Annotated in this window: 13 protein-coding genes and 1 pseudogene; 10 read left to right on the top strand and 4 right to left on the bottom strand. The window is 68.9% G+C overall.

Annotated features, from left to right (window positions below):
- The 5 genes and pseudogenes from VLK61_RS20270 to VLK61_RS20250 all read left to right on the top strand — a co-directional run.
- A pseudogene (locus VLK61_RS20270) lies at positions 1 to 600 on the top strand (sugar kinase); the annotation flags it as partial.
- 47 nt (positions 601 to 647) lie between these two features.
- On the top strand, positions 648 to 1,181 hold the full coding sequence (locus VLK61_RS20265; RefSeq protein WP_325423438.1) for an O-acetyl-ADP-ribose deacetylase: 534 nt from the start codon (positions 648 to 650) through the stop codon (positions 1,179 to 1,181).
- A gap of 51 nt (positions 1,182 to 1,232) precedes the next feature.
- Positions 1,233 to 2,009: a PEP-CTERM sorting domain-containing protein gene (locus VLK61_RS20260; RefSeq protein ID WP_325423437.1), complete on the top strand. Its 777-nt coding sequence runs from the start codon at positions 1,233 to 1,235 to the stop codon at positions 2,007 to 2,009.
- Between the two features lie 190 nt (positions 2,010 to 2,199).
- Positions 2,200 to 2,622 carry an RT0821/Lpp0805 family surface protein gene (locus VLK61_RS20255; RefSeq protein WP_325423436.1) on the top strand — a complete coding sequence of 141 codons (423 nt, stop codon included), beginning with the start codon at positions 2,200 to 2,202 and terminating at the stop codon, positions 2,620 to 2,622.
- Between the two features lie 32 nt (positions 2,623 to 2,654).
- On the top strand, positions 2,655 to 4,982 hold the full coding sequence (locus tag VLK61_RS20250; RefSeq protein WP_325423435.1) for a hypothetical protein: 2,328 nt from the start codon (positions 2,655 to 2,657) through the stop codon (positions 4,980 to 4,982).
- Between the two features lie 45 nt (positions 4,983 to 5,027).
- Here the strand turns inward: VLK61_RS20250 and VLK61_RS20245 are convergent, their stop codons facing one another.
- Positions 5,028 to 5,768, bottom strand: coding sequence for a Crp/Fnr family transcriptional regulator (locus VLK61_RS20245; protein ID WP_325423439.1), 741 nt, complete (start codon positions 5,766 to 5,768; stop codon positions 5,028 to 5,030).
- Between the two features lie 239 nt (positions 5,769 to 6,007).
- On the opposite strand from VLK61_RS20245, the gene VLK61_RS20240 reads away from it, so the two are divergent.
- Positions 6,008 to 6,397: an HPF/RaiA family ribosome-associated protein gene (locus VLK61_RS20240; RefSeq protein ID WP_325423434.1), complete on the top strand. Its 390-nt coding sequence runs from the start codon at positions 6,008 to 6,010 to the stop codon at positions 6,395 to 6,397.
- An 8-nt stretch (positions 6,398 to 6,405) separates the two neighbouring features.
- On the opposite strand, the gene VLK61_RS20235 is transcribed toward VLK61_RS20240, so the two are convergent.
- On the bottom strand, positions 6,406 to 6,855 hold the full coding sequence (locus tag VLK61_RS20235; protein WP_325423433.1) for an OsmC family protein: 450 nt from the start codon (positions 6,853 to 6,855) through the stop codon (positions 6,406 to 6,408).
- A 300-nt stretch (positions 6,856 to 7,155) separates the two neighbouring features.
- On the opposite strand from VLK61_RS20235, the gene VLK61_RS20230 reads away from it, so the two are divergent.
- Genes VLK61_RS20230 through VLK61_RS20215 form a run of 4 tightly spaced genes read left to right on the top strand, consistent with a single transcriptional unit; the run spans position 7,156 to position 10,332 of the window.
- On the top strand, positions 7,156 to 7,401 hold the full coding sequence (locus VLK61_RS20230) for a hypothetical protein (RefSeq protein ID WP_325423432.1): 246 nt from the start codon (positions 7,156 to 7,158) through the stop codon (positions 7,399 to 7,401).
- 47 nt (positions 7,402 to 7,448) lie between these two features.
- Positions 7,449 to 7,814 carry a hypothetical protein gene (locus VLK61_RS20225; protein ID WP_325423431.1) on the top strand — a complete coding sequence of 122 codons (366 nt, stop codon included), beginning with the start codon at positions 7,449 to 7,451 and terminating at the stop codon, positions 7,812 to 7,814.
- Positions 7,811 to 9,280: an ATPase domain-containing protein gene (locus VLK61_RS20220; protein ID WP_325423430.1), complete on the top strand. Its 1,470-nt coding sequence runs from the start codon at positions 7,811 to 7,813 to the stop codon at positions 9,278 to 9,280. Before VLK61_RS20225 ends, VLK61_RS20220 begins: the two co-directional genes overlap by 4 nt.
- Positions 9,277 to 10,332, top strand: coding sequence for a GGDEF domain-containing protein (locus VLK61_RS20215; protein ID WP_325423429.1), 1,056 nt, complete (start codon positions 9,277 to 9,279; stop codon positions 10,330 to 10,332). Before VLK61_RS20220 ends, VLK61_RS20215 begins: the two co-directional genes overlap by 4 nt.
- 44 nt (positions 10,333 to 10,376) lie before the next feature.
- Here VLK61_RS20215 and VLK61_RS20210 read toward each other — a convergent pair whose 3' ends face one another.
- Both VLK61_RS20210 and VLK61_RS20205 read right to left on the bottom strand, forming a co-directional pair.
- Positions 10,377 to 10,646 carry a hypothetical protein gene (locus VLK61_RS20210; protein WP_325423428.1) on the bottom strand — a complete coding sequence of 90 codons (270 nt, stop codon included), beginning with the start codon at positions 10,644 to 10,646 and terminating at the stop codon, positions 10,377 to 10,379.
- Between the two features lie 32 nt (positions 10,647 to 10,678).
- Complete coding sequence (locus VLK61_RS20205; RefSeq protein ID WP_325423427.1) at positions 10,679 to 13,675, bottom strand: bifunctional diguanylate cyclase/phosphodiesterase; 2,997 nt, start codon at positions 13,673 to 13,675, stop codon at positions 10,679 to 10,681.
- Positions 13,676 to 13,685 lie beyond the last annotated feature (10 nt).

Genomic DNA, 13,685 nt, shown 5'->3' with positions numbered 1-13,685 from the left:
GTGAACCCGGAGCCTACCCGGTGGGACGGCGCGCTGCTGCCATTTGCGGCGCAGGACTTGCCCACGCTGCTGGCCGAGGTGGCGGCGCAGCGCCGGCCCGTCAAGGCCATCACGATGGCCGAAGCCGTGCTGTCCGATGGCCAGCGGCTGCGCGGCGTCAACGACTTGTTCATCGGCCCGCGCTCCCACACCTCGGCCTGGTACGACATCGCGCTGGGCGAGCAGCGCGAGACGCAATCGTCCTCCGGCGTCATCGTCTCCACCGGCCTGGGCTCGACCGCCTGGCTGAAGAGCGTGCTCACCGGCTCGATCGGCGTGGCCGCGGCGTTGCAGCCCGGGCGGGCGCCGGCGTGCCCGACGCAGCCCTGGGATTCGGCGCAGCTGACCTTCGTGGTGCGCGAGCCCTTCCCGACCCGCAGCTCGCAGGCCAGCCTGGTCTACGGCACGGTGACCGCGCAGCAGCCCTTGACGCTGTGCTCCCGCATGCCCGAGCATGGCGTGATCTTTTCCGACGGCATGGAAGCCGATTTCCTGCGCTTCACGGCAGGCATGACCGCCACCATCCGGGTGGCGGACCGACGTGGGCAGTTGGTGATGTGAGCTGATCGACCTTGACGGACCTGCATGCCTTTCCCCAGGAGAATCCGATGAACACCCTGCGTGCCCTGCGCGCCGACATCACGACGCTGGATCTCGACGCCATCGTCAACGCCGCCAACAGCTCACTGCTGGGCGGTGGCGGCGTGGATGGCGCCATCCACCGCGCCGCCGGCCCCGAATTGCTGCAGGCCTGCCGCCTGCTCGGCGGCTGCCCCACCGGCCAGGCCAGGCTCACTGCCGGATTCCGTTTGCCCGCGCGCTGGGTGATCCACACCGTCGGCCCGGTGTGGCGTGGCGGTGAGAACGGCGAGGCCGAGCTGCTGGCCTCGTGCTACCGCGAAAGCCTGGCCGTTGCCAGCGCGCAGGTGCTGGCCTCGATCGCCTTCCCGGCGATCAGCACCGGTGTCTACGGCTACCCCGCCGCCGCCGCGGCCGAGATCGCCACGCGAACCGTGCGCAGCACCTTGATGGGACCATGCTCGATTCGTGAAGTGATCTTCTGCTGCTTCTCCGCGGCTGATCTGGCGTTGTACGAAGCGCTGCTGTCCAAGCCGTCGCCACCCGGCGACATGCCCAACTGACGGCCTGGGATCCATCGCCGCCGGAATTGATGCGACGCACAATGACACACCATGCAACGTGCGTTCGCGCATCGAGGAACCACAATTGCCTTCAAGAGCAATCTCCCACTCCCTTCCTCGGAGGATCACTACATGACTCGATTAACAATCGGTCTGGCCGCTGCGGCGACGCTCACCGGCTTGTCCGCCCTGCCCGCACACGCGCTGGTCGTGCAAGGCACACAAGAACTCGATGGCTCCGGCCTGGGAGCGGTCAGCACCGTGCTGACGCTGCAGAGCCCCGGGCGCTCGAGCGATGAATCAGGCGCGGTGAGCTTCGGCGATGGCCAGGGTCTCATCACCGGTGACGCCAAGACCGGTGCGTCGCAGACCACGCTGCGCAGCATCGCCGACGTGGGCGTCAGTTCGGCGGCCGACCTGCGCATCGTGTTCAACGCGGCCGAGCCGGGCAACGCAGCCGCCCGCAGCATCCAGCTGCTGGACCTGACGCTGAGCATCTACAGCCCGACGGGCCAACTGCTGTACCAGAGCGCCGGGTTCAGCCCCGTCAGTTTTGCCGACACATTTGCCGGCACCGGCAAAGCCGGCGTCGTGTTTTCGCTGGATGCAGCAGAGGCCGCGCAAGCGCAGGCCGCGGCCTTCGGCGCGGGGTTCGGCGGCAACCTGATCGGGCTGTCGGCCACGGCGGCAGATGCGACCGGGGGTGTCGAGACCTTTGCCGTCGCCAGCAGCGCCGCGCTGGTGCCGGAGCCCGAAAGCTATTTGCTCGGCCTGGCAGGCCTGGCCGCCATGGCCGGGTGGTTCCGCTTGCGCCGCCGGCCCGCGTAGGCACCCGCAGGCGGCGCTCAGGCCGCCACGTCGATACCTGGAAACAGCCGCTGCACCAGCGGCTGTTTCACTTGTGCGGGCCACCCGGCCAGGCCCTGGCCCGGCGGCATGAGCCGGCCGTGAGCCATCTGCGGCGACACTCCCGGCATGGCGCTGCCTGCAGCGCGAATGCCTTTCGGAGCATGCCCTGATGAATCGACTTCCTTCCCGTACGCGGTCGGCCTGTGGCCTGGCCCTGGCCGCCGCCCTTGCCGCCTGCGGCTCCACCGCCGATCTGCCGACCGCCGTCAGCGAGCGTGGCGGTCGGCCACAACCGCTGTTTGCCAGCAGCCGCACCGGCGCCGAAGCGGCGCTGGCGATCGAGCGGGTCATGGACGACGCGGACAAGCTCAAGCTCGCGCACGTGCTCGAGCTCAGCAACAGCAGCACCACCGTGACCTGGCGCAATGCCCAGACCGGCAACGAGTTCACGCTGACGCCGATGCGCGGGCATGGCGGCGAACACGGCCCCTGCCGCGAGTTCAGCGTGGACGCCACGGTCAAGGGCATCACCGACCGGCTGCGCGGCACCGCCTGCCAGGGCAGCGACACACGCTGGCGCGTGCTGCGCTGAAGCATCGACAACAAAAACCAGAGGGAGCGAAGTTGAACTCGCGTTGCATCACCCTGATCCTGGCCGGCACGGTGTGGCTGGCCTCCTGCGGCGGCGGCTCCTCGAGCCCGTCGCTGTCCACGGCCGCAGCCGCAGCCGCGGCGATGACGGCAGGCCGCGGCGCCATGACCACCACCGCGCCCACCGCCACACCACCGCAGCGCGCGCTGGCCGCGACGGACACCGCGGCGGTGGACCCCGCCGATGCTGCCAACCAGCTGATGGATTTTGCCGAGACCTACTACCCCGACTACTTTCCGCCCCATGCGCCCAGCGCCACGGCGCAGGGCTACTTCTACCGCTTCTACCCAGCCACCGGCATCTACCTCGGTGTGCGCGACGGCCAGGTGTACGTGCTGGGCGGCAGCTTCGGCACCGAGGTGCGTGCCGTCGGGCCGCTGACGCAGTTCATCACGCCGCAGCCGCGCGTGCTGTCCGCGCTGTGCGCCGCCGGCACCGCCTACAGCACTTACGCCACGCCGGCGCCCAGCGTTGGCAGGAACGCCGGCCTCACGGTGGCGGGCTGCACCGGGGCCATCGGCGCACCGCAATGGCAGCAGACCGCCGGCCCGGCGGTGGTGCTGGCGGCCGACAAGACGCAGACCCTCAGCTTCGACCCGCCGCAGCCGGGCAGTTATGCCTTCCAGGTCCGCTTCACCGATCCCGCGGGCGTGCTGCGCAGCGAGACCGTCCCCCTCGCGGTGGCCGCAGCGGAGGCCGCCGCGGCGCAACTCGCGCTGCGGGCCAGCCATTCGGTGCGCATGGGCGGCAAGGTCTCGGTGCGGGCCTGGCCCACGCTGCCCGAAGGCGACAGCGTCAAGGCGGTGACCTGGACGCAGATCGAAGGCCCGGCGGTTGAACTGGACACCAAGACCAGCCGCCTGGCGCTGTTCACCGCGCCACAGGTCGGCCGCGACACGCTGATCCGCCTGCGGGCCACGCTGCACACGGCCAACGGCCTGTCCGCCAGCGACGAGGTGATGGTGCTGGTCGAGCACCACGTGCAGGCGCCGGCCACCGACACCGCGGCGATGTGGGCCGGCGAACATGTGCCGCGCGTCTACCCCTACCAGGCCAGCGGGCCGTACAGCGGCGTGCTGAAGCGCTGCGTCTACGACGCCGCCATCTACATGGAGGGGCCGCGCTACAACCTGTGCACGCTGGGCATGCTGCCGCTGCTGGCCCAGGACACCGCCGGCGACACGCCCACGGTCGAGCGGGTGATGAGCCGGGTGCTGGTCTCGCACGACTGGCTGGGCCGCAACTTCGAGGCCTTCCTGCGCACGCAGGACACGCAGGGCGACTTCCGCCGCATGCTCAACAGCGTGACGGCGATCGTGCTGTCGACCCAGGTGCGGCCGTCGTTCTACTACGCCGGCACCGGGGCGATCTACCTCGATGGCGACAGCTTCTGGCTAACGCCTGAAGAGCGCGACACGGTGAACGAGGCACCGGACTACCGCAGCGACTTCGGCAACGGGCTGCAGTTCGACTCGCTGTGGCGCTATGTGCAGAACGGCAAGAGCATCTTTGCCTACTTCGACCCGCGCGCGCGCATCACCCGCACGATGGACGACGTGCGCAATGAATCGGCCTGGCTGATGTACCACGAGCTGAGCCATGCGCTGGACTACCTGCCGCCTTCGGCCTATGGCGGCCTGCTGCGCAACCGCAGCGTCTGGGACAACATCTACCCGCGCTATGAAAACTACCTGCTGACCTCCGACACCGTGCCGGCGGCCTACCCCTTGACATCCACCGTGATGGCCGGCCTGGGCCAGGTCTTGTTCCGCGGTGCCACCGCGACCGCAGGGCAGAAGGCCTACACCGCCGCGCAGGTGGCCGCCGAGTTCAGCGCCGACCTGGCCACCGACGACTACAGCTATTCCACCCCCTTCGAGGATGTGGCGATGACGCTGGAAGAGCTGCTGATGCAGCGCCGCCTGGGCATCCGCCGCGACTTCGCGATCACCGATGCCTTCGACGCCAAGGCCACCTCGTCAGCCACCGCGATCGTGCGCTGGGGCCAGCGCGGCCGCGTCGGCGAGGCCGCCATCAAGCCCCGCGCGCGGGCCATCGCCCAGGCGCTGACGCCCTGGTTCGACACCGCCGAACTCGACCTGCTGCCCGCCCCCACCCCGTTGCGCGCCGGCGAGAGCTGGTCGGCCAACCTCGAGCAGCCGGCCGTTCCCCGCCAGGCCCGCGCGCCGGGCGCGGCACCGACGCTGCTGGAGCTGTGGCAGTTCGATCGGGAACTGCAGCGCATGCGGCACCACCGGCACGGCGGCGGCAAGCGCTTACCGCCAGGCCCCGCGTCGTGAAGCCGACGAACCGCGGCGCGGCGCCACGAATCGGCTTGCCGCGCCCTATCGCACATGGAGAGCGGCCTCATCCAGCCTGCGGCCGGGCAGCAGGCGCTCGTATTCCTTCTTCACCACCGCATAACACTCGCAGGTGCGCTGCTCCAGGCCGCGACGGTCGATCACCGTGATGTGGCCGCGCGCATAGCGGATCAGCCCCGCCGACTGCAGCTTGAGCGCCGCCTCGGTCACGCCTTCCCGGCGCACGCCGAGCATGTTGGCAATCAACTCCTGGGTCATGACCAGGTCACTGCCCTGCAGCCGGTCCAGGCTCAGCAGCAGCCAGCGGCACAACTGCTGGTCCAGCGCGTGGTGCCGGTTGCACACCGCCGTTTGCGCCATCTGGGTGATCAGCGCCTGTGTATAGCGCAGCATCAGGTGCATCACCGGACCGGGCTGCTTGAACTCCGCCTTGATCGCCTGCGCGCTGAGCCGAACGCCGTGCCCGGCACTCTGTACCACGGCTCGGCTGGGCGTGGATTCACCGCCCATGAACAGCGAGATACCCACGACACCCTCGTTGCCGACCACCGCGATCTCGGCCGAAGCACCGTCGCGCATGACGTAGAGCAGCGAGACGATGGCCGTGGTCGGAAAGTACACGTGGCTGAGCGTCCTGCCGGACTCGTACATCACATGGCCGAGCGGCATCTCCACGCGTTCCAGTTGCGGCTGCCAGCGCTGCCAGACATCGTCCGCCAAGGCGGCCAGCAGGTGATTGCTGCGTGCGTCAGGTGCCGCACCCATCCTGGCTTCGGCGGAGGTGGCCGGTTTGACGAGCTTCAGTGGGGCGGTGATCACTCGCAGGGCGCTGGTGTTGGTCATCAGCCAGTCTAGTCAGACCGGCACCGGCCGCGTGTAGGACACCGCACGCAGCGCACGTCGGCCCGCGCCGGGTCGTGCCACCTGTCTGCAGCCAAGCGCCTGGCCGCCGATGTCCGCCCGGCCCGTCGATTGCCATGGATGCAGGCCCCCGGAAGGAACCCATGCAAATCCTGCTTCACTCCGACCCGCACACCGATGGCAGCGACCTGATGGCGGTGCACATCAAGACCGTCGTACAGGACGCCATGCAGCGCTTCGGCGAACGCATCACCCGCGTCGAGGCGCATTTGTCCGACGTGAACAGCCAGACCCGGTCGAGCACCGACGACATCCACTGCACGCTGGAAGCGCGCTTGGTAGGGCTCGAAGCCGTGGTCGTCAAGGACCATGCCGGCAATGCCCATCAGGCCATCGAAGGCGCCGTGCGCAAACTCAAGCGGGCCGTTGGCACGGCGCTGGCCAAGCACGATCCGCGCAGCCGCCGGGCGCCGTCGGATGCATCCGCCACGGACGCGCCCGACGACGCCGTGCCTGCCGACCCGGCGCGTTGACCGGGTCGTCAGAGCCGCTCGGCGTTCAGCAGGTTCGCCTGCAGCGTGACCTCGGGCACGCTGGCCAAGGCCTTGGACAACGGGCAATCCTGCTTGGCGGCCAGCGCAATCTGCTGGAAGCGCGCTTCATCGAGACCGGGCACCGAAGCCTTCAGCGTCAAGGCGATGCGGTCGATCACGAACCCCTCGCCCTGCTTGGTCAGGCGCACCTGGGCCTGGGTATCGACGGTGGCGGTGGCGAAACCAGCCTTGTCGCAGGCAAAGGAAAACGCCATCGTGAAGCAGGCGGCATGCGCCGCGCCGAGGATTTCTTCGGGGTTGGTGCCACGCCGGTCATCCTCGAACCGGCTGGCGAAGCCGTAGGGATAACGCTTGAGTGCACCCGTTTCGGTGCTGATCTGACCCTGGCCCTGCTTGCCGGGCCCTTCCCAATGCACGCTGGCGGATTTTTCAGCCATGGTCAATCCTTTCGAAGGTAGTGCATGTCGTGACGGCAGATGGCGTGCCCGGCCGCTTGCCTGTGTTGCGCCGGACCCTCACCATGTGCGCTAGCGCACTGATGGCTGCCGCCGTGCGGCCCACACTGGGCCCTCTCGAGCATCAGGTTCGGGGCCATGCGGGTGAGACGTAGGACACCATGCCCGCCAGCACGCGACCAGCGCTGACATCCCGATGCGCTGCGCTCTGCTAGCCCCCAGGATGCTCGGCACCGACACTTGAATGCAAGAACTGAACCATTCAGCTCTGTGGAGCCGATGATGAACATCACACCCAGCACCCCCTTGACGCCCTCGCCCGTGTTGTTCGAGGTTCGATTCACCGAGTTTCACCGCGCCGGCCGCGGCTATTGCTTTCCCTGCGACGGCGAAGGCCATGTCGACATGAATGCCTTGAGCGACCGCGCCCGCAACAACTACCTGTACGCACGGGCCATGGTGGGCCGCGAGATCGCGACACCGCAGGTCTACCCGCAGTCGGCCGACGGCCTCACGCACTACCGTTGACCGGCGGCACGCACCGCGCCGTGCCGGCCAGCCTGCAACGACAGTTCATGTGCACCTTGACGGCGAACGCGGCCCTCGAGACCTGGCGCGCGCTCGACACGCGCCTGTCGCCGATCATCGGCCCGCGCGGCTTTGCGGCGCTCTATCAGCGCAGCCTGCAGCGGGTGCAGGCCGAGCACGCCTGGCTGCCGGCCCCGCAGGACGGTGCGTCGCAGGCCGACGCCTACGCGGCGCTGCATGCCGCGCTGGCTCAGCAGCCAAGTGAGCGCGCCGACCCCGCCAACGCAGCGCTGCTCACGGCCTTTCGCAACCTGCTGGCCAGCCTGATCGGCCAGTCCCTGACAGCGCACATCCTGACATCCGCGCAGGGCGGCCAGGCCAACAGCCCACCGGAGCGGGACCCATCGCCATGACTTCAGACCGCGCGACCATCCAGCGATTGCCCACCGGCGTGCCCGGCCTCGACGAAGTGCTCGGCGGCGGCTTGCCCGAGTATTCGTTCAACCTGATCGCCGGCCTGCCCGGCAGCGGCAAGACCACGCTGGCGCACCAGATCATGTTCGCGCTGGCCACGCCGGAGCGACCGGCGCTGTACTTCACCGTGCTCGGCGAACCGCCGCTGAAGATGCTGCGCTACATGCAGCAGTTCGACTTCTTCGACAAGCACAAGCTCAACCAGTCGATCCACTTCATCAGCCTGGCCGAGGAGGCCACCGCCGGCGACCTGGAACAGGTGCTGGCCCGCGTGGTGGCCGAAGTGCGGCAGCACAACCCGGGCCTGGTCTTCATCGACTCCTTCCGTTCCGTGGTGCTGGCCAACCTCGCCGCCGCGAGCCCGGTCATCACGCTGCAGCAGTTCCTGCAGCGGCTGGGCACACTGATGACGAGCTGGCTGGCCACGACCTTCCTGGTCGGTGAATATTTCGCCGACACCGACCCCAGCCCGATCTTCACGGTGGCCGACGGGTTGATCTGGCTGCGCCAGAGCGTGCACCGCAACTCCATGGTGCGCAAGATCGACATCCTGAAGATGCGCGGCCAGGCCAGCTTGCCCGGCCTGCACACCTTTCGCATCGGCGCCGCCGGTGTGCAGGTGTTCGCGCCGCCGCGCATCGATGTGGCGGCCACGGATGATGCCGGCTCGCCGACCGATTCGCGGCTGAGCATGGGCGTGCCGGGCCTGGACGCCATGATGGGCGGCGGCCTGCCGCGCGGCTATTCGCTGCTGGTGGCCGGGCCGTCGGGCTCGGGCAAGAGCATCCTGGCCTCGGCCTTCCTGGCAGAAGGCGGCCGGCGGGGCGAAACCGGCGTCATCGCGGCCTTCGAACAACGCCCCAACCGCTCGCGCGGGCTGCCCGTGCTGACGCTGATCGAGAGCGGCCGCATCGGCGTGATCGACACCCGCTCGCCGGACCTGTCGGTCGACGAGATCGCCACGCTGCTGGTCGACGAGATCCAGCGCCTGCAGGCCACCCGGGTGGTCATCGATTCACTGTCCGGCTTCGAGCTGGCGCTGGCGCCCAGCTTCCGTGAAGACTTCAGGGAATCGCTGGCCCGCATGGTGTCGGCGCTGGCGGCCACCGGTGTGTCGGTGCTGATGACCTCGGAGCTCGAAGACCGCTACACCGATCTGCGCTTCAGCCCCTACGGCACCGCATTCCTGACCGACGCCATCATCGTGCAGCGCTATGTCGAGGTCGACAGCCGCTTGCAGCGCGTGATCGCCGTGGCCAAGGTGCGCGGCAGCGCGCATTCGAACGGCCTGCACCTGTTCCACATCGACGACGAGGGCATCCGCATCGGCGAATTGCTCGACCACCACGAAGGCCTGCTCGGCGGCAAGCCGACGCGGCGACTGAGGACGGCAGCAGCGGAATGAAGGCCGACGAAGCTCCCCCCGCCGATACGCCGCAGACGCTGGCGGCGCTGAACGCGGAAGCGGCCCGCCTGCGCGCCGACCTGGCCCACCTGCGGCGGGATCTGGCCCAGGCAAAAGCGGAGTTCAGCGCCTTGCCCGCCGCCCAGTTGCTCGAGGCCAATGAACAGCTGGTGCTGGCCTCGCTGCAGGCGCAGCAGATCGCCGAGACGGCCGTGAGCGACCTCGACGAAGTGGCCCGCCTGGCCCGGCTGGACCCGCTGACCGAGCTGCCCGGCCGCGCGATGATGCTCGACCGGATGGAGCACGCCATCGCGCTCAGCCGGCGTCATGGCACGCACCTGGCGGTACTGTTCCTGGACATCGATCACTTCAAGCAGATCAACGACACGCTGGGCCACGGCTGCGGCGACGAGGTGCTGAAGCAGGTGGCCCGCCGCCTGCAATCCATCGTTCGCGATGCCGACACCGTCGGCCGCCACAGTGGCGACGAGTTCCTGGTGCTGCTGTCCGAGGTCACCCAGCTGGGCGACGCGGGCTTGATCGCCGAGAAGATTCTGCACGCCATCGAGGCGCCTTGCGTGGTGGGTGCGCATGCGCTGAGCTTGTCGGTCAGCGTCGGCGTGGCGGTGTACCCCGAGCATGGCGAAGACCCGGCCACCCTGATCCGGCACGCCGATGCGGCGATGTACCGTGCCAAGCGCCACCAGCGCGGCATCTACGCGTTCTACTGGGACCGGTCCGCCGATGGCATGGACACGTTTGCCTCCCGGCTGGAGCCGGCGCACCACGCAGCCTCCCGCGAAGCTGAGGCGCAGGCCACGCACGCTGCACGGCTGCTGGCCCTGCGCGAAGCCCAGGAGCAGTTGCAGGCCCACGGCCAGGCCACCATCCTCAGCCAGGTGGCGCACATCTCGCGGCTGGTCGAAGACCTGATCGACGCAGCGCGTGTCAGCACCGGCAAGTTCGAGGTCGAGCCCGCCCTGATCGAGCTGCGCGGCCTTGTCGACCGCTGCATCGAGGTCAGCCGCCCCAGGATCGACGCCCCGCGCTGACCCCTTCGCCGTCGACCCAGGCCGTGCTGCCTTGCATCTCGCGATCAAGCGGGATCGTCGACGCTGGCCTCACGCGCAAAGACGTAGGGGCCGGACGCGCTCTGCGTGGCCAGTGTGTCCAGTCCGCAGGCGTGGCGGCGGCCCGCCAACGACCGCTGGATCACGGCATCGATGCGTGCGTCGAAATCGGCGTCGCGATCGGCTTCCTTCAGCGCGTCCAGGATGTCGAAGTTGCCTCGGTTGCCTCGGATCCAGCGGTACCGGTCGGCATCGGAGAGGGGTCGTGGGGCGCACTGTCTTTCGGGGAGTCTCATCATTCGGTCCATGGAAGGAGTTGCCGCGGCCCTCAGGCCGCGACCGGAGAAGCAAACACGGCGCGCATGTGACGCGCCATGAATTGGCAAACCTCGTCGGCCGGCAGGGGCCTGCACAGCCAGTAGCCCTGAATCTCGTCGCAACCGCGGCTGCGCAAGTAGGCGAGCTGGGCTGCCGACTCGACGCCTTCGGCCACCACCTTCATGCGCAGGCCATGCGCCAGCGTGATGATGCCGTTGGTGAGCGCCTGGGCATCGGCGTCCAGCGGCAGGTCGTTGACGAAGGAACGATCGATCTTCACCGTCGAGAGCGGAAACCGCTTCAGGTAGGACAGGGAGGAGTACCCGGTGCCGAAGTCGTCGATCGCCAGGCCGACGCCCATGTCACGAATCTCCTGCAGCAGGGCCACCGCCTGTTCGGGGTTCTTCATCATCGCGCCTTCGGTGATCTCCAGCTCCAGCAGCGAAGGCGCCAGCCCCGTGGTCTCCAGGGTCGATCGGATGTCGGCGATCAGCGTGCGGCTGTTGAGTTGGCGTGGCGACAGATTGACGCTCATCTGCACCGCCGGCAGGCCGCAGTCCTGCCAGGTGCGTGCGTCGATGCAGGCCTTCTGCAGGGCCCACTTGCCGAAGGCCTCGATCAGGCCGATCTCTTCGGCGATCGGGATGAACTGCACCGGCGGCACCTTGCCCAGCACCGGGTGGTGCCAGCGCATCAGCGCCTCGACGCCGACGATGACCTGCGTCTGCAGGTTCATCCGGGGCTGGTAGTGCAAGTCCAGCTCGCCGCGTTCCAGCGCGTGGCGCAGCCCGCTCTCCAGCGCCAGCCGTTCGCTGCCCTGGGCATTCATCTGCGCCGTGTAGAAGCCGTAGGTGCCGCAGCCCTTGTCCTTGGCCCGGTACATCGCCGTGTCGGCGTTCTTCAGCAGCGTCTCGGCGTCACGGCCGTCTTCGGGAAAGAGGCTGACACCGATGCTGGCGGTGAGCTGCAGTTCGCGCCCGTCGACCACGAAGGGTTCGGCGCAGCAGGCCAGAACCTTGTCGGCGAGCGCAGCCGCGTCGCCGGCGTTGGCCAGGTCTTCCAGCAGCAACACGAACTCGTCGCCGCCGAACCGCGCCACCACGTCCTCGCCGCGCAGCAGGCCGACCAGGCGTTCGCTGCAGGCCTTGATCATCGCGTCGCCGGCACCGTGACCCAGCGTGTCATTGATGTGCTTGAAGCGGTCCAGGTCGATGAACATCACGGCGAAGCGCTTGCGGTGGCGCGTGTTGCGCTGGACGGCACGGTTCAGATCGCGCTGCAGTGCGGCGCGGTTGGGCAAGCCGGTCAAGGCGTCGTGGTTGGCCATGTACAGCAGGTCACGCTCGGCGCGCTTGCGTTGCTCATACTGGGCGATCTGCAAGGCGATCACCCGCAGCGATTCCAGTGCATCGGCGTCGGCAGGATGCGGCTCCCGGCTGAAGAATTCCAGCGCCGTGGTGCGGCGCGCCGTGGCACGGCTCATCGGCACGATGAGACCCACCGTCAAGCCCGCCCGGCCGGCCAACGCGTCGCGCGTGAAGTCCGGGCCCGCTGTCAGCGGGGCGATGCGCACGGCGTCGCCCAGCGCCCAGGCCCGGCCCAGCGAACCCTCGTCCGCACGGTAGTCGAGCGAGCGGCTGACGCGCACGAACCGCGCTATGTCGGCATCGTCGCCGACATGCCAGGCGGCGCTGCAGCGCACACGGCCGTCATCGTCCAGCGACCACAGCGCGGCGCAGTCCCAGTGCAGGTGGGCGCACACCGTGGCCAGCGCCCGGCCGATGACACCCGCCGCCGCGCCGTCGCCCACCAGCAGGCGAGCGATCTCGTGTTCGAGTTTCAAGCGCATGGCGCCCTTGCGCAGCTGGCTGGTCATGACGATGGCCAGCGCCTGCGCGCGGCCGCGGGCCGTGGTCAACGAATAGCTGATGCCGGCAAGCAGCGTGCTGATGGCCAGGCCACCGAAGGCGATCAGCCATGGAATCGCCATGTCGAGCCCGCCGACAACGTGACGCTTGTCCTGACTGACCTCGACCCGCCAGGCATGGCCGCCCAGTTTGAAGGCCAGCGTGCGCTCGAAGCGCGGCGGCGATTCGGCGGTCTCGACACGCGCCGCGCTGCCGGCCACGGCCGCGTTGTCGTAGAGCAGTTGGCCCTCGGCCACGGCGCTCGGTGCGACGAATGCGCTTTCGACGCGCGTGCCGATCGTCTCCAGGCTCGGCCCGCCGTCCAGCAGCCGGAACCTCAGCGGCGCGGCGGCGGCGTCGCTGCCGACCACGTCGCGCATCATGCCGGCGATGCTGAAGCCCGCGCCCACCGAACCGAGGTAGGCCTCACGCCGCTGCGCCACGGTGTCCAGCGGCAGGTTCGGGCGATAGACCGGCAGCCGAATCGCCAGCCCCAGATCCGATTCGCGGCCCGGGACGCGGATCTTGCGCCCGGACGAGACCAGCCCGTCGGCGTCGCGCGCCAGTTCCAGCGCACGGCCCCGGTCGGGCATCGCGCCCAGGTCGGTGCCGAGGAAGATCTCCTTGCCGCTCATCGGTTCGATGAAGGCCAGCGGGTAGTAGTCGGCCCGCTCGCCGGGCGGCTTGATGGCGAAACCGGCGGCCGTCGCGGCACTCAGGCCGGCATCGCTGCGCATCTGCGCTTCGAAGCGCTGCTTGTCCGCGGCCTTGACGTGGGGCGCGTAGTTGACGACCTGGAAGCCGGGGAAGTTCCTGGCCAGACGCAGCCCGTCGACATAGGCCTTGAACTCGTCGCGCGTGAGCGGCGCGGCGGTGTTGAAGCGTGCCCGCAGCCCCGCCAGGACCTCGACGTAGTTGTCGAAGCGGCCTTCCACCTTGTGGGCCACATCGCGGGACACCGCGTCGAAACGCTGTTGGGCCGCCTGCCCGATCTCCTGGTGGGCCGCCAGGCCCAGCGCGATCGACAAGGCTGCGCCCAGGACAAGTACCACCAGCGGCAAGATGAACTTGCTTCGCACGACGATTGACTTCGAGGGCATGGCCCACTCC

The sequence above is a fragment of the Aquabacterium sp. genome (assembly GCF_035476535.1).
Classification (GTDB): Bacteria; Pseudomonadota; Gammaproteobacteria; order Burkholderiales; family Burkholderiaceae_C; genus Pseudaquabacterium.
The sequence above is the reverse complement of the archived record's forward strand: the minus strand, read 5'-3'. Positions and strand labels throughout refer to the sequence as shown.

Coding starts and splice junctions, on each gene's coding strand:
- VLK61_RS20265 (WP_325423438.1), top strand. CDS start 648: ATGAACACCCTGCGTGCCCTGCGCGCCGACATCACGACGCTGGATCTC.
- VLK61_RS20260 (WP_325423437.1), top strand. CDS start 1,233: ATGCAACGTGCGTTCGCGCATCGAGGAACCACAATTGCCTTCAAGAGC.
- VLK61_RS20255 (WP_325423436.1), top strand. CDS start 2,200: ATGAATCGACTTCCTTCCCGTACGCGGTCGGCCTGTGGCCTGGCCCTG.
- VLK61_RS20245 (WP_325423439.1), bottom strand. CDS start 5,768: ATGGGTGCGGCACCTGACGCACGCAGCAATCACCTGCTGGCCGCCTTG.
- VLK61_RS20240 (WP_325423434.1), top strand. CDS start 6,008: ATGCAAATCCTGCTTCACTCCGACCCGCACACCGATGGCAGCGACCTG.
- VLK61_RS20235 (WP_325423433.1), bottom strand. CDS start 6,855: ATGGCTGAAAAATCCGCCAGCGTGCATTGGGAAGGGCCCGGCAAGCAG.
- VLK61_RS20230 (WP_325423432.1), top strand. CDS start 7,156: ATGAACATCACACCCAGCACCCCCTTGACGCCCTCGCCCGTGTTGTTC.
- VLK61_RS20225 (WP_325423431.1), top strand. CDS start 7,449: ATGTGCACCTTGACGGCGAACGCGGCCCTCGAGACCTGGCGCGCGCTC.
- VLK61_RS20220 (WP_325423430.1), top strand. CDS start 7,811: ATGACTTCAGACCGCGCGACCATCCAGCGATTGCCCACCGGCGTGCCC.
- VLK61_RS20215 (WP_325423429.1), top strand. CDS start 9,277: ATGAAGGCCGACGAAGCTCCCCCCGCCGATACGCCGCAGACGCTGGCG.
- VLK61_RS20210 (WP_325423428.1), bottom strand. CDS start 10,646: ATGAGACTCCCCGAAAGACAGTGCGCCCCACGACCCCTCTCCGATGCC.
- VLK61_RS20205 (WP_325423427.1), bottom strand. CDS start 13,675: ATGCCCTCGAAGTCAATCGTCGTGCGAAGCAAGTTCATCTTGCCGCTG.